The sequence below is a fragment of the Microbacterium fluminis genome, assembly GCF_051549805.1.
Taxonomy (GTDB): domain Bacteria; phylum Actinomycetota; class Actinomycetes; order Actinomycetales; family Microbacteriaceae; genus Microbacterium.
Window position 1 is genome coordinate 1,523,080 of record NZ_CP196042.1, and the last position, 17,985, is coordinate 1,541,064.

Here is a 17,985-nt window from a genome sequence, read left to right on the forward strand (position 1 = left end):
AAGGAGACACACCATGTCCCACGACCACGACCACTCCGGGCACGACCACACGCACGGGCACGACCATGGAGGACACGAGCATGGTGCGCACGAGCATCACCATCACGAGCCGCCGGCGGGGGCGACGAACCTGGTGACCTGTCCGGTGATGCCCGGCAACCAGGTCGACCCGGCCTGGGCCGAGCAGCGCGGCCTGTTCCGCGACTACCAGGGCAGCCGGTACTGACTGGGCTCAACCGGTGGAAGCAACACCTGATCGGAGGGTGTTGTGGGACGACCATCAGATTGGATGAGGGAAGTGACCGGGCGAGCGCCGATGCGCTCTCCCGGGCACCCAGGGCATCCGCGTGCGCGCGAGCGCGAGTTCTGGACGAAGATCAGTACCGGTCTGCTTCCGGCCGAAGCTGGCGTCGCGATCGGCGTGGCACCCGTTGTCGGCTCGCGGTGGTTCCGACAATCAGGCGGTATGTCACCGTATTCGTGGCCGGCGCCGTCGGGCCGGTATCTGTCGTTGGTTGAACGCGAGGAGATCGCGATCCTCAAGGCGAAGGAAACCGGGGTCCGGGCGATCGCGAGGGCACTGGGTCGCAGCCCGTCGACGATCTCCAGGGAGTTGCGCCGCAACGCCGCGACGCGGGGCGGGAAGCTGGACTATCGCGCCTCGGTCGCGCAGTGGAAGGCGGAGCTGTTCGCCCGAAGACCGAAGGTCGCGAAGCTGGCCACGAACCCTCGGTTGCGCGAGTACGTGCAGGAGCGGCTCTCCGGACAGATCCGCCGCCCGGACGGGGGTATCGTCCCTGGGCCGCAACCGCCGCGCTGGACGGGGCAGAACAAGCCTCACCGCAAGGACCGCGGCTGGGTTATGGGGTGGAGTCCGGAGCAGATCGCGAACCGGATCAAGCTCGACTTCCCCGATGATGACAGCATGCGCATCAGCCACGAGGCCATCTACCAGGCGCTGTTCATCGAGAGCCGCGGCGCCTTGAGGCGCGAGCTCATCCTCTGTCTGCGCACCGGGCGAGCACTGCGCATGCCGCGGGCGCGGTCCAAGCGAGTGTCGTGGGCTCACGTCACCCCCGACGTGCTGATCAGCGAACGGCCCGCGGAGGCGGAAGACCGGGCCATCCCCGGGCACCACGAGGGTGACCTCATCATCGGCATCAACAGATCCGCGATCGGCACCGTCGTCGAACGCACCACCGGCTTCACCACGCTCGTTCATCTGCCCCGCGAGGCCGGGTGGCGGGAACAACCCATCGTCAAGAACGGGCCGGCCCTGTCCGGCTACGGGGCGCTCTCGATGAACCGGGCGCTGGCGAAGGCGATGAGCACCTTGCCGACCGAGCTCAAACGATCCCTGACCTGGGACCGCGGGAAGGAGATGTCCGCGCACGCGCAGTTCGCGATCGATACCGGCTTGAAGGTCTACTTCGCCGACCCGCATAGCCCCTGGCAGCGCGGCACGAACGAGAACACCAACGGGCTGCTCCGGCAGTACTTCCCGAAGGGCACCGACCTCTCACGCTGGGCCCCCGACGACCTCGCCGCCGTCGCCCACGCCCTCAACACGCGACCCCGCAAGCGCCTCGGCTGGCGCACCCCGGCTGAGGCACTCGACGAGCACCTACACTTGCTGCAAACAGGCGGTGTTGCGACGACCAGTTGAATCCGCCCTGGTTCTGCTGCGCCGAGTGCGGGCCGCTGTTCGACGCCGACCCGGCCCGCTACGCGCACGCCGCCTGACCGGCCAGATAACCCGGTCGGAGATAGAGGGTGGACACGGCGGTCGGGCTGGTGCAGGCGTACCTGCGGGTCAACGGCTACTTCACCGTCGCCGAATACCCCGTGCTGGACGCCACCGGTCCCGGCGGTCCCCGCACCATCACCGACCTGGACATCCTCGCCGTACGGCTGCACCGCGCACCGGGAGCGTCCGGGACCGTCGACGCACCGCTGGACCCGGCCCTGGGTGCCGGGGGCGGAGCGGACATGATCGTCGGCGAGGTCAAGGAAGGCCGCCCGCACCCCAACCCGGCGATGCGGGACCCGGCCGTGCTGGAAGCCGCGTTCACCCGGTTCGGGTGCTGCGCCCCGACCGATGCCGCCCGGCTGGTCGCCGAACTGCTGGAAACGGGACGGACGGTGGCGCCGGAAGGGCGCACGATCCGCACGGTCGTGTTCGGCAACCCCACCTCCCCGCCCGGGGCGGGGGCGCCGTGGCACACCGTCCCGTTCGCCCGGGTGCTGCGCTACCTCGAAGACCACCTGAGCGCGCACTGGGGCATCCTCGGCCGCACCCAGATCAAGGACGACACCCTCGCCCTGCTGGCCCTGCGGGAGAAGGCCCACCGCGCCGCGACCGGCGCCTCCCGCCAGGGCACGGACCGGTAGGGCGGGTCATGGCGGGGGAGCGTGTGCACACGCAGGGGGAGCCGGTGTGGGTGCGCACCCGTGGCGGGCGCGCCCCTTATGCGATGGTGCTGCCGGGCCCCGCCGGGGCCCCGGGTGCCGACGGTGGTGTTCGAGGCGGGATCGGCGGCGACCCGCTCCACCTGGGCGTCGGTGCAGACCCGGGTCGCCGCGTTCACGCGGGCCGTGGTGTATGACCGGGCGGGGCTGGGTCGGTCCGTCCCGGATAGTGCAGGGCGCACCCTGGACCGGATGGCCGACGACCTGAACGATCTGCTGGACGGCCTCGAGCCGAGCAGCGGGTTCGTGCAGGTGGGGCATTCCGCGGGCGGCCCGATGGTGCGGCTGGCCGCGTCCCGCCGCCCGGACCGGGTGGCCGGGCTGGTGCTGGTGGATCCGACCGATGAGGCAGCGGACCTCCTGTTCGGTATGCGGTTCCGGGTCGGGGAGAAGATCGTGATCGCCGTGGAGTGGGTGCTGGCCCGGGTGGGGATGCTGGAGCGGTTCTTCCGGTTCCTCGGGGAGGGGATGCCCGAGGATGTGCGGGCCGATCTTCACCGGGAGGCGTTCCGGCCCGCGGTGGTGGTCACCCAGGGTCGGCAAGCGCGCACCTTCCTCACCGAGCTGCACGCCTGGCAGGGCGACCCGCCGGCGCTGCCCGATGTCCCGGTCACCGTCATCTCCGGCAGTCTCGCGGACGGGATGCCGCGACGGGTCCGGGATGCCGCGACCGCCGCCGGGCGGTATCGGGCCGCACAGTCCCGGCAGGGCCGGCACGTGGTCGCTGCCCGCTCCGGCCACTACATCCCCGCCACAGAACCAGATCTGATCGCTGCGGAGATCCGCCGCCTCGTCCTCCCACCCGCAGGATAACCCCGGGTTGTCTGGCGGGCATGCCTAGTCAGGCCACAGCAGGGGTGCGCCGCCGCCAGGCGATCGCGCCGGTGAGGGCGAGACCACCCAGCCCACCCCACAAGGTGACAGCGGAGACGCCTTGCCCGATGAGGACGGCGGGGGTGATGCCGGTGCGCAGGTCGGTGTCGGCGATCAGCGCCCCGGCCTGTCCGGCGGGCAGACCGGTGAGGGTGCTGCCGTCGGGGCGGATGATCTGGCTGGTGCCGACGGTGGAGACGTTCACCACGGTACGGCCGGTCTCTACCGCGCGGATCCGGGCGACCGCGAGCTGCTGCAGGTTCTCGTCCGTGCCGCGGAAGTCGGCGTTGTTGGTCTGGAACACCAGCAGCTCCGCACCGGCGGTGATGCTCTCGGCGATGACCTCGTCGTAGATCACGTCGAAGCAGATCGCCAACCCCACCGGCACACCGCCGACGGTGACCAGCGGCACGTCCGTGCCGTGCGCGTAGTCGCGTTGCAGCAGCCCGACCAGGTCGGGGGCGAGCAGGGTGTAGAACGCCCGGTCGGGCACGTACTCGCCGAACGGCACCGGGTGGCGTTTCGCGTGCGTCTGCACCTGCTCCCGCTGCGGCGTGGCACCGGTGGTGGCCGGGTCCCACAGGAACGACGTGTTGTAGATGTTGCCGCCCGCCGTGGTGGCCGCGTTCGCCAGCAGCGGGGCACCTGCCCGGGTGCTGATGCCGGTGAGATACTCGGCCAGCCACGGGGTCTGGAACGGGTCAGCATCCAGCCCTTCCGGCCACACCACCAGATCCACATCCGCGTCGAGCACCGGGCCGGTCGCGTCCCCCTGCGCCCGGGCGATCGCCCCCACGGTGCGCTGGTCGAAGTACCCGGACGGGCCGTTGCCTTGCACCGCCCCGACCCGCATCGTCCCGGCCGGTGTGGTGGGAAACGCCGGGACCAGGACCAGCATCAGGGTGGTGACGGCGGGTACGGCGGCGGGGAACGGGCGACGCCACCGGCCGGTCCGGATGGCTTCGATCGCGGCGGCGACGGTGAAGACCATCAGGAAGGTGAGCCCGCTCACCCCGACCCAGGACACCGTCTGAACGAGGGGGCTGTCGGCTTGGGTGATCCCGAGCCGCGCCCACGGCAGCCCCCCGTACGGCCAGGCGCCCAGCAGCACCTCCCGGCCCGTCCACAACGCGGCCACCAGGCCCGGCAGCAGGAGCAGGCGTCCGACCGGGCCGGGGGCGGCGCGCGGCACCCACCGGTAGGCGAGTGCCAGCGGGATGATCCCGACCGCGGTCAGGGTCCCTTCCACCACGGTCAGTGCCGCCCACGGCACCGGCCCGAGATACCGGGTCGTCCAGGACACCAGCAGCCCGAAGAACAGCAACCCGAACACCGCCCCGACCGCCACCGCCCCCCACACGCTCCGGCCGATCAGGGCGAGAAGCAGCAGCCCGGTCGCGGCGAACGCGGCCGGCCAGAATCCCACCTCCGGGTAGGCGAGATCCATCAGCACCGCCGCGGCTGCCGCGACCGGCAACGCCATCGCCAATGGCATCACCGCCCGGGCGCGGCGGTTCGGCGGGGTGGGTTGGGGGCGTCCGTGCGGGTCCTGGAGGGTCGTCGGGGTGGCGGTCATGGCCGGTCCGCGATGGTGCGGGCGATTACGGCGGCGTCCCGGGACACCCCGGCGAGGGTGTCCGCTCCGGGGCGGCTGTGGGCGGGGATCCCGGCGACGAACAAGCCCGGCAGCCCGGTCATCGCCGGGCGGGACCGGGCTGCGGTCGCCTCGGCGGGGAGCCAGTCCTCGCCGGGGTCGTACCCGGTGGCGAGGATTACCGAGTCCGGGGCGAGGGTGCTGCCATCGGCGAACGTGACCTGCCCGCCGTCCGCGCCGGTCACCGCCGGGGCGACCGCCACACCCGCGTGACGCAGCGCATGGTAGCTGTCGCCGAACACCGGCTGCACGGCGGGTGGGCGACCCAGCCAGGACGAGCCTGCCCGGGCGTGGACGGGGAAGGTACGGGCGGGTCGGTGCGGGCGCCGGGTGCGGACCGCGAGGGTGACCTCGTGGGAGGTGGATAGCTCTCGCGCCAGCTGCACGCCGCTGTTTCCGCCGCCGACGATCAGCACCCGCCCGGTGGGCACCTGCCGGGGGAATTGGTAGTGGGCGCTGTGCAGCACCACCCCGGGCACCCGCAGCTGCTGCGCCCACGCAGGGATGCGGGGGTGGGTGGCGGCGCCGGTCGCGCACACCACGTTGCGGGTCTGCACGTCGCCCTCTGCGGTCTGCAGCTGCAGCACCGACCCGTGACCGACGCGTTCCACCCCGACCACACGCAACCCCCAGAACGGGTCCACCCCCAGGGTGTGCTGCACCTGGTCCAGGTAGTTCGCGATCTCATCCGCCCGCGGGTGCTCGTGCGGGTCCACCGGTAGAGGCCGGACTGGCAGCGTGCTGTGGCGGGCGTCGGATAGCAGCCGCATCGAATGCCACCGGGACGCCCAACTGTGTTGCCGGTCCGTGGCGGCGTCGACGACCACGAACTCCTGCTGCGGCCGGAACCCCAACCCGATCAGCGCGGCGGCCACCGCGAGCCCGGCCTGCCCGGCCCCGACGATGATCGCCCGCCGATGCGTCAACCCCGACCGCATCACCACCCCCTCCCCGCACAAGAGGGCCGGGGCGGGAACGGACGGAGGATGATCGCGCCGGCGCCGCGGCGGGACGGGGCCGGACGGGGCCGAGCGGGGCCGGGTGGGCGGCGGTGACCGGCCGCAGCCGTCGGCACTGGACCGGCGACGGGGGCCGCCGTGATACGGGTCGTCAAGACATTCTCCAAACCTAGAAATCGGCATCACACAGCGCCCGCACACGGGCGGGCGGGAAGACGCCGCCCATGGGTGGGCGGCATGCCGGATCTCAGGTTCGGGAAATCGACAACAGCAGCAGTGAGGGCGCGGCCGGACGCCGCGACACGGGCACCGGCACCAGCAGCGGCGCGCGCACCGGACGGGATACCCGCAGTATCCGCAGCCGGCTCTGTAACCGCAACCCCGTCACGGCCGCCAGTACCAGCAGCGTGCACACCACCCCGATCAGGCACCCCCACGCCCCGGACGCATCGACGGACACCCCCGCAGAGGACGACGCCGTCCGGCCCTCCACCGGTGCCCCCGAGTCTGGGGTAGAGCCGGTCGCGACGGGGGAGCCCGCACTGGTGTCGGCGTGCGCGTCAGCCGTGGTGTGGGAGGTGGTCCAGCCGCCGATGATGAGCACAAGTGCCAGGCCCAGGATGGTCAGCAGCCGCCCCGACCACCACCCCGCCGCGATGACCCGGTCGGGCCGGGATCGGGGGTCGCGGGGCATAATCCCTCACTGTACCAATCCGACCTTTGCGTCTCCCGGATCCCGCCCGGCCGCAGGCCCTCCACGCCTTCGCCGACAGAGCAGCCACATCGCGTCCACCGGCACGTCGTTCTCGATTATCGCCGAACGACGTCCGTCTCCTGAGCGGAAGGATCAGTGCCCTCGGGGTGCCGTGGTGTCGGTGAAGGCGGGCAGCAGGATCGCCGTGATGCCGTCGGGGTCGAGTCTGCCGGTGCGGACTTCTTCGGCGGCGCCGTTGAGGACGGCACGGGTCGCTGAACTCCGCCGCGATCGTCTCGGCTGCGTCAGGTTCGCCCCACCGGGCACGTGCACCCGTCGGCACCCGAGGCGGCGCCGATTGAAAGAATACCCATAGGGGGTATAAGGTGTGGGGGAGTCGTGTGCGAGGGAGAGGCGGGCGAGGTTGATTCAACCGATCGACTATTTCCTGGTCGCCTGGTTCGTGCTGGTCGCGATCAGCACGATCTGGGTCGGGGTGGACCAGTTCCGTCACAACCCGGAGCCGGCGGTGATGAAGTGGGGCTTCATCCTGGTCACCCTCTACCTGGGGCCGATCGGGGCGCTGCTGTATGTGCTCGCGGACAAGGAGCCGCGGCCGGGAGAGCATGAGGAGTTCACCCGGCCGCTGTGGAAGCAGGGCATCGGGTCGACCATTCACTGCGTCGCGGGCGATGCCACCGGCATCATCGTCGCCGCCGTCGTCGTCGCGTCGCTGGGCCTGCCGATGTGGCTGGATCTGATCATCGAGTACGCTGCCGGGTTCGCGTTCGGGTTGTTCGTGTTCCAGGCCCTGTTCATGAAGAACATGATGGGCGGCAGCTACTGGCAGAACGTGCGCCGCTCGTTCCTGCCCGAGTTCATCAGCATGAACCTGATGATGGCGGGCATGGCGCCGGTGATGTCGCTGCTGATGATGGGCCGCGACATGCGGGCCATGCTGCCCACCGAGTTGCTGTTCTGGGCGGTGATGAGCTTCGGGATCGCGGCCGGGTTCGTGCTCGCCTACCCCGTGAACGTGTGGATGGTGAAGAAGGGCCTCAAGCACGGCCTGATGACCGTCCGCCCCCAGCCCGCCAGCCACCCCCAGGAGCATGACGCGCACGCGCAACACAACCCGCAGCCGCCGGAGGCGCACGCCGGCCACGACCAGGCGGCGGGCGGTGCGTCGTCGCCGGGGTCGGGGCATGAGGCGCACCAGCCTTCTGGCGCCGGAGCGGTGACCGTGCCGCAGCTGACCGTGGTCGGCGCGTTCTCCGCGATCGCGCTCGTGGTCGGGATGGTCGCCCCCGCGAACGCCGTCAACATGACTCTCAGCGCGCACGACGTCGGTGGGCTGATCATGCCGCCCGGGATGATCATGACCCGTGACACCCCCGCCGAGGCGATGCGGGACATGGCCGCCGTCGACCCGCGGGCCGCGACCGCCGCGTACGACGTGGACACCCGCGGTGATGAGGTGCTGGAACCTGCCCGCATCGAGGACGGGGTGAGGGTGTTCGAGCTGACCGTGTCGCAGATCCGCTGGGAGATCCTCCCCGGCGTCACCGTCGACGCGTACGCGTACAACGGGCAGATCCCGGGGCCTCGGCTGCAGGTCACCCAGGGCGACCGGATCCGCATCGACGTGACCAACGAGCTCGACGAGTCCACGACCGTGCACTGGCACGGCCTGGACGTGCCCAACGAGATGGACGGGCCCGCCGGGATCACCCAGGATCCCATCCAACCCGGCGACACCTACCGGTACGAGTACACGGTGAAGCAGTGGGGCACGTTCTTCTACCACTCCCACGATCACGCCGACCGGCAGCAGGCCCTCGGCCTGTACGGGGCGCTGATCATCGACCCCGCCGACCCTGGCCTGCAGCCGCCTGCCGATCGCGAGTACACGATCCAGCTGCAGGAGTGGCTGTCCCGGGAGGGGCTGACCTATCCGGCGATGCCGATGGAAGGGGGCATGCCGAACTACTTCACCATCAACGGGAAGGCGTACCCGGCCACCGAGACCATCGACATGAAGGTGGGGGAGACCCTCCGGGTGCGGTTCATCGGCTCGAACACCAACGACATCCACCCGATGCACATCCACGGCGGCCCGTTCACCGTCGTCGCCCGCGACGGGGCGGCCCTCACCACGGCGCAGCAGTTCCAGGCCGACACGATCAACGTCGGGCCGGGACAACGCTACGACGTGCTCTGGAACGCGCTCGAGCCCGGCCAGTGGCTCATCCACTGCCACATCAACCACCACACCACCAACAACAACGTCGAAACCGACGGCGCTGGCGGCCTGACCATGATCATCAACGTCACCGAATAACCCCACGAACCGAAGAACCGCCGCCGTTGTGGTCGCCGTTGCCGCGTCGAGTCACGTCCGCGCCCTCCGGCAGCACAGCAGGCGGATGCCAGGGGTGCCCAGCTCATCGTGCCCGACCGTTTCGGTTGCCGGAGGCCGAGATCGCCCGCCCGCCCGCAACGGGGCGCGGTGACCTCGCCGTGGTCAGGTGGTCGCGGGAGGGAGGACGCGTCGGCGGCGGGCGACGGTGACGGCCGCGGCGACCGTGAGTGCCGTCGAGACGGCGAGGAGCACGGCGCCGAGGATGATCTGCCCCGGTGACGGGGTGAGGGCGGTGACGGGCTGGTAGAGGTTGCGCTGCTGGCTCTGCGGGCCGGTGAGTTGCTGATCGACGGGCACCCACACCTCGAGGGTGCGTTCGCCGGTGGCGAACTGGGCGTACACGAACCACAGCCCCGGTGACGGCAGTGCCAGTTCCCCGGTGAAGGTACCGGGAGGCGGGGTGCCGGGTTGTGCGCGCAGCGGCGCGGTGAGGTCCTCTCCGGTGCGGCGGGCGACCAGACGGGACGGGGTGAGGTCGGTGTCGTCGGTGAGGCGGATGCCGGTGATGGTGACGGTCAGCTGCCCGGTGCCGTCGCCGGTGACGGTCATCTGTGCGGTGCCGTAGGCGGTGCCCTGGCCGGGGTCGTGCGCCTGCGCGGGTGGGGGCGGGGCGAGGGCGACCAGCAGAAGGGTGAGGGCCGCGGCCGCGCCGCCGGATCGGAGGCGAGTCCCCGGCCGCACGGTGAGGGCGATCATGCTGACGATGATCACCGTGGTGGTGCCGACGGCGGACCAGGCGACGGGGGTGGGTGGGACGCTGCTGATCCCGGTCCCGGAGGCCAGCAGTTGCAGGGTGGTCACGGCGAGGGCGGCCACCGGCCACCGCCACCGGGGGACGGGCAGGGCCAGCAGGAAGAGCCCGGCCACCGCGACCGGCAGGTCGGGGGCGAGCCACCCAGAGGTGGTGAGCAGCACCCACAGCACCACCCGGAACACCAGGTACACGGCGACGACGAGGACAAGGCGGGTGCGGCCGGGGACCAGGGTGGTGATCACCCATGCCGCGCCGAGCGTGGTCGCCAGCAGCAGCGGCAGGTACAGGGTCTCGGTGAACTGGGGCACGTCGGTGTCGTATTCCATCACGATGATCAGCGCCGCCCCCAGCACGCCTGCGGCCAGGGCGATCCGCGGCGGGGCGGGCACGTGCCGGTCGGTGCCGGTGAGCAGGCCGATCAGCACGCACAGGGTGCCGATCACCGACAGCAGGTGCGGGGGCGACCAGAGCACCGCGTCACGCCCGAACGCGGTGTGCCAGAACGCGTCGGCGGGCGCGGCCGCCGCGGTCGCGACCGCCGCAGCGACCGCGAGGGCGAACCCGGGAGTGCGGAACACGGCGGCCACGGATCGTGTCGCGGCCAGCCGCCGCCACCCCCAGCCGGCGATCACGACCCCGACGGTGAGGATCGACGCATACAGCAGCAGGTGCGGAGGGATGAAGGTGCTGTCCCGGCCGAGGGTGGTGTGCCAGGAGTCGTCCCAATACGCCGACCCAACCCCGGCGGCCGCGGCCGCTGCGGCGACCCAGACGCCCCCTGCCCCCAGCGCCGGGGAACCGCGGGCCGGGTCCGGCTCGGACGGGATGGGGGCGCGGTCACGGCTGCCGTGTGGTCGCATGGTCTGTCCTTTCTGTGATGCGGCAGGGAGCCGGTCCGGCCCTGGCGGCTAACGCCATGGCCCCGCTCCCGGCGGCAGCGGGGTGTTAGAGGTGTGTTAGAGGGGGAGCACGGTGGCTCCGATGAGGTTCTGGATGCTGGAGGTGAGGAGTGTCCAGGCTCCGCTGATCATCGCGATGCCGGTGGCGATCATGAGGACCCCGCCGGTGATGTTGATGGTGCGGATGTGGCGGCGCAGGAACGTGATGCTTCCGGTGGCCCAGTTCAGGCCGGCGGCGGCGGCGATGAAGGGCAACCCCAGGCCCAGGCAGTAGGTGACGGCGAGGAGGGCGCCGCGGGCGGGGTTGCCGGTGGTGAGGCTGAGGGCGGAGATCGCGGCGAGGGTGGGGCCCAGGCACGGGGTCCAGCCGAGCCCGAACGCGATGCCGAGCAGGGGAGCTCCGGCCAGCCCGCTGGGTGGGTGGATGGCGGGTTTCGCGGTGCGTTGGAAGAGCCGGAACACGCCGAGGAACACGAGCCCCATCAGCAGGACCACGATCCCGAGGATGCGGGTGAGGAGATCTTGCCAGCGGATGAGCCAGGCCCCCAGGGCGCCGAACGCGGCCCCGTAGCCGATGAACAGGACGGAGAAGCCGAGGGTGAACAGTCCGGTCCCGGCCAGCGCCCGCCACCGGGAGACCCCCGCGGTGGTGGTGGTGCCGGTGAGGTAGCCGAGGTAGCCGGGCACGAGGGGGAGCACGCAGGGGGAGGCGAAGGACACCAGCCCGGCGAGGAGGGCTAGGTGTACTTCCCCGGGAGGTTGTGAACGGGTGAGGTAGGCGAAGACCTCCGGGCAGGATGTGGGTTACCACACTCGCATCCTGACCACGGAGGTCTTCGTGTCTCACGCTAACGCGCCTTTGACGCCGGAAGGGCGTCGTCGTCTTGCTGTCCTCGTCGTGGATCGGGGCTGGTCGTTGCGGCGGGCAGCGGAACGGTTCCAGTGCTCGCCCGCGACGGCGAAACGGTGGGTCGACCGGTATCGGGCCGGGCTGCCGTTGACGGACCGCAGCTTCAGGCCGCAGACCTCGCCGAACCGGCTCCCGCGGAAGACGGAGCGGAGGATCGTGTCGTTGCGGTTCACCCGCCGGTGGGGTCCGCACCGGATCGCGTATCACCTGGGCCTTGCCCGCTCGACGGTCGGCCGGGTGCTGGCCAGGTATGGGATGCCGAAGCTCGTGAACATCGATCAGGCCACCGGGCTGCCAGTCCGCAAGCCGACGCCGAAGCGGTACGAGGTCGCAAGACCGGGCCAGCTGATCCACGTCGATATCAAGAAGCAGGGCCGGATCCCTGATGGCGGCGGCTGGCGCGCCTTCGGCCGCGGATCGGCGCAGGACCGTGCCGCGGGATCCGTCCGTGACAAGGCCGCACGGTCAGGAGCGGCCGGCTCCCGCGGCTACCGGTATCTGCACCACGCCGTCGACGACAACTCGAGAGTCGCGTACTCGGAGATCCTCGACGACGAACGCAAGGAGACCGCGGCAGGGTTCTGGACCCGCGCGAACGCGTTCTTCGCGAGCCTCGGAGTCACGGTCACCGCCGTGATGACAGACAACGGCGCGTGCTACCGGTCACACGCGTTCGCGGACGCGCTCGGCGACGGTGTGAAGCACAAGTGGACAAAGCCGTATCGGCCGCAGACCAACGGGAAGGTCGAACGCTTCAACCGCACCCTCGCCGCCGAATGGGCCTACGCCAAGCCCTACGCCAGCGAAGCAGAGCGAGCCGCGGCATACGAGACCTGGCTGCATCACTACAATCACCACAGACCCCACACCGGGATCGGCGGCCAGACCCCCTCAGCCCGCGTTCACAACGTCACGGGGAAGTACAGCTAGGGGGAGGGCGGCCCAGATGCTGCCGGCGGTGATGATCTCCCCCATCAGGGGCTCGTCTCGGCGAGGACGGTGTCGATGAGGGCGGCGAGGGTGGTGCGGGTAGGCAGTTGCCCGATGATGCGGGCGGCCATCCGGCCGGTGCGGTCCAGGACGATTGTGGTGGGCACGGCGCCGGGGGCGGCTTTCCCGGCGAACGCGGCTTGCACCGTGCCGGTGGTGGCGTCCAGGATCGACGGGTAGGTGATGCCGAACTGGTTCTCGAACGCGGCGGCGGTGTCGGCGCTGTCGCGCACGTTGACGCCGATGAACACGACACCGTCGGGCTGGTAGGTCTGGGCGAGGGCTTCCAGGTCGGGCGCTTCGGCACGGCAGGGCGGGCAGGCGGCGTACCAGAAGTTCACCACAACGACCGAACCCGCCCACGCGGTGGAATCCGCCTGCTCCCCGGTGTCGGTGGTGCCGGTGAAGGTGACCGGGTCGTCGCGCTGGTCGGCGGGGATCTCCCGCACGGTCTCGTCCGCGGACAGATACCCCGGGGACGGGGAGGAGGACAACAGGCCGGGCGTCTGGGCGGTGCACCCGGCCAGAAGCAGGACGAGCGCGCCGAACACGGCGACCGCGGCGGCGGTGACGGCGCGGCGGGGTGGGCGTGTCAGGGTGGTGGGGGTGCGCATGCGGGATCACTCCGGTCGGTCAGGTGTTCGTGCTCTTGCTGGTGGGGCGGCGGCGGCCGGCGAGGATGGCGCCGGTGATCAGCAGCAGCGCCCCGGTCGGGTACCCGGCGACCAGGTCGAGCCAGCCGGAGGGCTGGCCGGGGCCGAACACTTCCAGGTGCGCGAGCCAGTGGATGATCGCGACGATCGCGCCGGCGGCCATCAGGGCCTGGCCGACCCGGACGAGCAGGCGGTGTCGCCGCCAGGCGCGTTGCGGGTCCTCAGCTGGGGCGGGGCGGGGGGTGGTGCGGGTCATGAGCGGTCCTTTCGCAGGGGGCGGGTCACAGTCCGGAGTAGGAGTGCAGCCCGGTGAAGAAGACGTTGACGACGCCGAAGTTGAACAGCACGGCGGCGAAGCCGACGATGCACAGCCAGGCGGCGCGGGTGCCGGCCCAGCCGCGGGTGGCGGTGGCGTGCAGGTATCCGGCGTAGAGCACCCAGATGATGAACGTCCACACCTCTTTCACGTCCCACCCCCAGAACCTGCCCCAGGCGCGGCCGGCCCAGATCGCCCCGGCGATCAGGGTGAAGGTCCACAGGATGAACCCGACGATCGTCAGCCGGTATGCGAGTCGGTCCAGATCCTCCGGCCCGGGCAGACTGTCCCGCAGCCGGGTGAGCCGGGAGGGGAGGCCGCGGCGGCGGGTGGTGAGCAGGTAGGTGAGGGAGACGAGGAACGCGAGCCCGAAGAACGCGGTCGCCAGCAGCGCGACCAGCACGTGGATGACCAGCCACCCGGACTGCAGGGCGGGCATCAGGGGGACGACGGGGACGTAGAAGCTGACCGTCGCGACGCCGAGCAGCAGCACGGTCAGCCCGAGCACGGCGCTGCCCAGGTACGCCAGCCGCACCCGCAGCGACACGGCCAGGAAGGTGGCGATGATCAGGGCGGTGCCGGTGAGGGAGAACTCGAACATGTTCGCCCACGGCACCCGGTCCGCGGCGACCCCGCGCAGCACCACCCCGGCAAGATGGAACACCCAGCCCAGCACGGTCAACACGAACCCGACCCGCGCCGCCTTCCCCGCCCCCCGTCCGCCCCCCGGGGCAGCGGCGGCACCGGGTGCGGTGTCGGGGGCGGGGGCGGTGGGTGTGCCTGCCAGGTCCGGGTCGGTGGTGCTGGTGGCGCCGGCGGTGACCGGCACCCGGACGGTGACCGGGACGGCAGGGGTGCTGGCGCGGCGGGCGAGGTGAAGGGTGTAGGCGACGAATGCGGCGGCGTAGATCGCGATCGCCGAGTACACCAGCAGCAGGGACAGGGCGTCAAGGAACGGGGTCATCAGAGCCTCCTCGAAGGGGTGCGGGGGAAGGGGTGAGGCGGGTGGCGAGGGTGTCGACGGTGGGTTGCAGGCGGGGGTCGTCGCCGCGGGCGAGCCCGGCGACCTCAAGCACCGTGCCGCCGTCCCGGCCGGTGGTTGCGCGGACCCAAAGGCGGCGGCGGGGCACGAACAGGGACAGGGCCAACCCGGCCATCGCGACGACCGCGGCGATCAGAGTGGGGGTTTGGGTAGGGTCGGCGGCGATCTCCAGCGACGCGAATCGGGGGATCGGGCCGAGCTCGATCGTGCCCAGCTCGTCCGGCAGCGGAACCGGGGTGCCGGGGACCAACTGCAGGGCGGGGGTGGGGGTGCCCCGCCCGGCGATCTGGGTGAGGGTGCTGGTGTCCAGTGCGTACACCGACACCGGGACCCCGGTGTTCAGGCCCAGGTCGCCGACGTACACGTTGAAGGTGACGACCGGGTCCAGCAGGTCCGGGTAGCTGGACGCGAACGCCCCAGAGGCGGTGGTCGCGCGGGTGGGGTACAGCATCCCGACCAGGCCGACCTGCTCGGCCAGCCCGTCGGGAACCTTCACGATGCCCAAGCTGGTCAAATTCGCGTCCTGCGGCAGGAACGGGACCGTGTCACGGAACACGATCTTCCCGGCCGGGTTTCGGACGGTGAGGGTGGGGGCGTACCCGTTGCCGAGCAGATAGATGTCGGTGCCAGCCACCGGCAGCGGCTCGTTGACCCGGATGCTGGAGGCCTGCCGGGTGCCGCCAGTGGTGGTCGTGACCTGCGCGTCGAACGTCTTCGGCATGCCGAGCGCGTTGACGTTGTCCAGGACGTAGTCGACGCGGAACCGGTCCAGGGTGAGGGAGAACGCCGGGATCTGCGTGTCAGTGATGAACCGGCCGGCGGTGAACGAGTCGTACGCGATCCGGGTGGACGCGAACGTCTGCCCCTCCACCAGCACCCGCTGCCCGGTGAACCGGAACCCGCCGCCGACGCCGACCACGACCAGCACCGCCAGCAGCGCCACGTGGAACAGCAGGTTCCCGGTCTCCCGCAGGTAGCCGCGCTCGGCTGCGACCGAGTCCCGTCCGTCGTCGCCGCGGACCCGGCGGGTGCGGTACCGCTGCCGACGCAGCGCCTTCTCGGCCGCGTCCAAGACCGCACCGGGGGGCGTGTCGGGGAGGACGCGGCGGGTGTGGGCGGGCAGGCGGGACAGGTTGCGGGGGGTGGCCGGGGGCGGGGCGAGCAGCGCGGTCAGGTGGTGGCGGATGCGGGGGATGACGCAGCCGATCAGCGACGCGAACAACAGCAGGTAGATCGCGGAGAACCACACCGACCCGAACACGTCGTGCAGCTGCAGCAGGTCCACCGCCCACATCCAGCCCGGGTTGGTCTTGTCGAACTGGATCACCCCGTTCGGGTCGGAGGAGCGTTGCGGGACCAACGACCCGGGGATCGCGGCCACCGCGAGCAGCAGCAACAACACCAGGGCGGTGCGCATGCTGGTCAGCTGCCGCCACGCCCACCGCGCCCACCCCGACACGCTCAGGCGCGGATTCGTGCGCTCCTCCACCGGCCGGTCGACGTGATCGGCGGGCAGCTGCGGGGCCTGCTCACTGCGGATCGACACGCGCATCCCCCCTCCCCCGGACGGGTGCGCGGCGGCGGGCGCGCCAGGAGGCGTGGGCGAGCAGCCCGACCCCCAGTACGGCGGCCACCAGGGCGGTGAGCACGTTCGCTTTCAGCCCGCCGGCGAGCAGCTCGGTGGGATCCAGCCGGATGGACTCCAGCACCGCCCGCCCCGCCCCGTACCACAGCAGGTACACGCCCAGACTCCGCCCGGCGCCCAGCGTGATCCGGCCGTGCCGGCGGCGGTGCTGCTCGAGCAGCACGATCACGGCGGCACCGGCCAGGTTCCACAGCAGCTCGTACAGGAACAGCGGATGAAACAGGGTCCCCGCCGGGGTCCCCGGCGGGATCGCGGGGGCTGAGGGGTCGATCTGCAGCCCCCACGGTAAGGTGGTGGGCGGGCCGAACAGCTCCTGGTTGAAGTAGTTCCCCAGCCGTCCCACCGCCTGGGCGACCAGCATCCCCGGCGCGAGCGCGTCCAGGAACAGCAGCACCGGGATCCCGGCGCGACGGGTGCCGATCACAATCCCGACCAGCCCGCCCAGGATCGCACCGAAGATTGCGATCCCGCCTTCCCAGATGTAGAGCACCCGCCACAGGTCCGCGCCAGGGAAGAAGTAGTCGCCGGGATGGGTGAGCACATGGTAGATCCGGGCGCCGAGGATCCCGAACGGCACCGCCCACATCGCCACATCCACCACGACCCCGGCCGGGTGCCCGACCGCCCGCAGCCGACGGCCGGTGATCAGCACCGCCAGCACGATCCCGGCCAGGATCGCCAGCGCGTAGAACCGGATCTGGAACGGACCGACCTGAACGAAGCTGATCCCCGGGCTCGGGATCAGCGCCGGAGCCACAATGAGGAGTGCGTCCATCAGGGCCTCACCCTCGCCGGAAGCCACGCCAGCGGGTCCACCGCTTCGCCTCCGGTGCGGATCTCGAAGTGCAGGTGTGCGCCGAAGCTGCGTCCACTGTCCCCGACCCGGCCGACCATCTGCCCCACCCGCACGGTCTGTCCCGGGGTCAGGGCGAGGGACCCTTCCCGCATGTGCGCGTACGCGCTTTCCACGACCTGCCCGTCGATCTCGTGCCGGATCACCACGTACACCCCGTACGCGCCGCCCTGCTCCGTCGCGGTGGTGACCACCCCGTCGGCGATCGCCTGGATCGGGGTGCCGATCCCGGGGGTCATGTCCAGTCCGGCATGGAAATTTGAGCAGGACGGGCATGGCGGGGTGCGGTACCCGAACGTGCTGCTGATCGGCACTCCCACGGTGAACGGCCACTGCACCGCCGATGCCGGGTCGTTGGTGAATGTGTCCGCGGTGTGCGCGTACGACTCGGTCCCGACGGGGGCGGTCACCGCCACCGTGTAGTCCCCGCGCACCATCACCGTCCCGGTGACGGTGTCGGGGGTGGTGAACGACTGGGCGCGCACCGGGGTGCGGGTCGCCTCGACGGCGAACACCGGCTCCGGCGTCAACGGGATCAGCAACGGCAGTCCGGCGATCGACGCGACCGGGAGCATCACCGCGCCGGCGAGCATCCGGGATCGGGTGAGCGTGCGGCGCGGCGCGTGTCGAGGTGTCCGGGCGGCACGGGTGGGCCGACGGCGTCGATCGCGTCGCGTCTGGACGGGTGGGGAAGACAGGGCGGCTCTCGCCGCACGGCGCGTTCCGGTACCGGGAGTCGGGGTGGAGGGGGCGGGTTCGGGCATACAAGACTTTCCTGGATGAGGGGGACGATGAAGGTGCGCACGGTCGCCGTCACACGGTCCAACCGGGAGCCGCGGCCCGGAGTGCACG

The 17,985-nt window shown here is 71.3% G+C and carries 18 protein-coding genes; 6 read left to right on the forward strand and 12 right to left on the reverse strand.

All coding sequences use genetic code 11. From position 1 onward, the window contains the following. The first annotated feature begins 13 nt into the window (after positions 1-13). The 4 genes from ACSJDX_RS07200 to ACSJDX_RS07215 all read left to right on the forward strand — a co-directional run bounded on the left by ACSJDX_RS07200 (position 14) and on the right by ACSJDX_RS07215 (position 3,282). Positions 14-226, forward strand: coding sequence for a YHS domain-containing protein (locus tag ACSJDX_RS07200; protein ID WP_438354839.1), 213 nt, complete (start codon positions 14-16; stop codon positions 224-226). Positions 227-289: 63 nt separating this feature from the next. Continuing rightward, on the forward strand, positions 290-1,666 hold the full coding sequence (locus tag ACSJDX_RS07205) for an IS30 family transposase (RefSeq protein ID WP_438353897.1): 1,377 nt from the start codon (positions 290-292) through the stop codon (positions 1,664-1,666). A 107-nt stretch (positions 1,667-1,773) separates the two neighbouring features. Continuing rightward, complete coding sequence (locus ACSJDX_RS07210; RefSeq protein WP_135948657.1) at positions 1,774-2,391, forward strand: hypothetical protein; 618 nt, start codon at positions 1,774-1,776, stop codon at positions 2,389-2,391. Positions 2,392-2,505: 114 nt separating this feature from the next. Next, complete coding sequence (locus ACSJDX_RS07215; RefSeq protein WP_223849539.1) at positions 2,506-3,282, forward strand: alpha/beta fold hydrolase; 777 nt, start codon at positions 2,506-2,508, stop codon at positions 3,280-3,282. 28 nt (positions 3,283-3,310) lie between these two features. On the opposite strand, the gene lnt is transcribed toward ACSJDX_RS07215, so the two are convergent. The 4 genes from lnt to ACSJDX_RS07235 all read right to left on the reverse strand — a co-directional run bounded on the left by lnt (position 3,311) and on the right by ACSJDX_RS07235 (position 6,976). Continuing rightward, positions 3,311-4,918: an apolipoprotein N-acyltransferase gene (gene lnt / locus ACSJDX_RS07220; RefSeq protein ID WP_157532490.1), complete on the reverse strand. Its 1,608-nt coding sequence runs from the start codon at positions 4,916-4,918 to the stop codon at positions 3,311-3,313. Continuing rightward, the gene (locus ACSJDX_RS07225; protein ID WP_438354840.1) at positions 4,915-5,934 is read right to left on the reverse strand and encodes a flavin-containing monooxygenase; all 1,020 of its coding nucleotides are present in this window, start codon (positions 5,932-5,934) and stop codon (positions 4,915-4,917) included. Before ACSJDX_RS07225 ends, lnt begins: the two co-directional genes overlap by 4 nt. 268 nt (positions 5,935-6,202) lie before the next feature. Next, a complete protein-coding gene (locus ACSJDX_RS07230) occupies positions 6,203-6,649 on the reverse strand; it encodes a hypothetical protein (protein ID WP_056518817.1) in 447 nt (148 codons plus the stop codon). 153 nt (positions 6,650-6,802) lie between these two features. After that, positions 6,803-6,976, reverse strand: coding sequence for a hypothetical protein (locus tag ACSJDX_RS07235; protein ID WP_248243411.1), 174 nt, complete (start codon positions 6,974-6,976; stop codon positions 6,803-6,805). Positions 6,977-7,073: 97 nt separating this feature from the next. Between ACSJDX_RS07235 and ACSJDX_RS07240 the strand changes: the two genes are divergently transcribed. After that, on the forward strand, positions 7,074-8,990 hold the full coding sequence (locus ACSJDX_RS07240) for a DUF4396 domain-containing protein (RefSeq protein WP_045245723.1): 1,917 nt from the start codon (positions 7,074-7,076) through the stop codon (positions 8,988-8,990). Between the two features lie 183 nt (positions 8,991-9,173). Here the strand turns inward: ACSJDX_RS07240 and ACSJDX_RS07245 are convergent, their stop codons facing one another. Together ACSJDX_RS07245 and ACSJDX_RS07250 are read right to left on the reverse strand one after the other, a co-directional pair. Beyond that, positions 9,174-10,685, reverse strand: a complete 1,512-nt coding sequence (locus ACSJDX_RS07245) for a hypothetical protein (RefSeq protein ID WP_060960783.1) — start codon at positions 10,683-10,685, stop codon at positions 9,174-9,176. 96 nt (positions 10,686-10,781) lie between these two features. After that, entirely contained in the window at positions 10,782-11,423 is a 642-nt protein-coding gene (locus ACSJDX_RS07250; protein WP_438354841.1) for a cytochrome c biogenesis CcdA family protein, read from the reverse strand. Between the two features lie 139 nt (positions 11,424-11,562). On the opposite strand from ACSJDX_RS07250, the gene ACSJDX_RS07255 reads away from it, so the two are divergent. Continuing rightward, a complete protein-coding gene (locus tag ACSJDX_RS07255; RefSeq protein ID WP_204964092.1) occupies positions 11,563-12,564 on the forward strand; it encodes an IS481 family transposase in 1,002 nt (333 codons plus the stop codon). A 44-nt stretch (positions 12,565-12,608) separates the two neighbouring features. Here the strand turns inward: ACSJDX_RS07255 and ACSJDX_RS07260 are convergent, their stop codons facing one another. The 6 genes from ACSJDX_RS07260 to ACSJDX_RS07285 are packed head-to-tail and all read right to left on the reverse strand — an operon-like array spanning position 12,609 to position 17,726. After that, the gene (locus tag ACSJDX_RS07260; protein WP_005049587.1) at positions 12,609-13,238 is read right to left on the reverse strand and encodes a TlpA family protein disulfide reductase; all 630 of its coding nucleotides are present in this window, start codon (positions 13,236-13,238) and stop codon (positions 12,609-12,611) included. 19 nt (positions 13,239-13,257) lie between these two features. After that, entirely contained in the window at positions 13,258-13,533 is a 276-nt protein-coding gene (locus ACSJDX_RS07265; protein WP_005049588.1) for a hypothetical protein, read from the reverse strand. A gap of 25 nt (positions 13,534-13,558) precedes the next feature. Further along, entirely contained in the window at positions 13,559-14,557 is a 999-nt protein-coding gene (gene ccsB / locus ACSJDX_RS07270; protein WP_005049590.1) for a c-type cytochrome biogenesis protein CcsB, read from the reverse strand. Further along, complete coding sequence (gene resB / locus ACSJDX_RS07275) at positions 14,541-16,187, reverse strand: cytochrome c biogenesis protein ResB (protein ID WP_438354842.1); 1,647 nt, start codon at positions 16,185-16,187, stop codon at positions 14,541-14,543. Before resB ends, ccsB begins: the two co-directional genes overlap by 17 nt. Continuing rightward, a complete protein-coding gene (gene lgt / locus ACSJDX_RS07280) occupies positions 16,165-17,055 on the reverse strand; it encodes a prolipoprotein diacylglyceryl transferase (protein WP_005049593.1) in 891 nt (296 codons plus the stop codon). Before lgt ends, resB begins: the two co-directional genes overlap by 23 nt. Beyond that, positions 17,055-17,726, reverse strand: a complete 672-nt coding sequence (locus tag ACSJDX_RS07285; protein ID WP_005049595.1) for a M23 family metallopeptidase — start codon at positions 17,724-17,726, stop codon at positions 17,055-17,057. Before ACSJDX_RS07285 ends, lgt begins: the two co-directional genes overlap by 1 nt. Positions 17,727-17,985 lie beyond the last annotated feature (259 nt).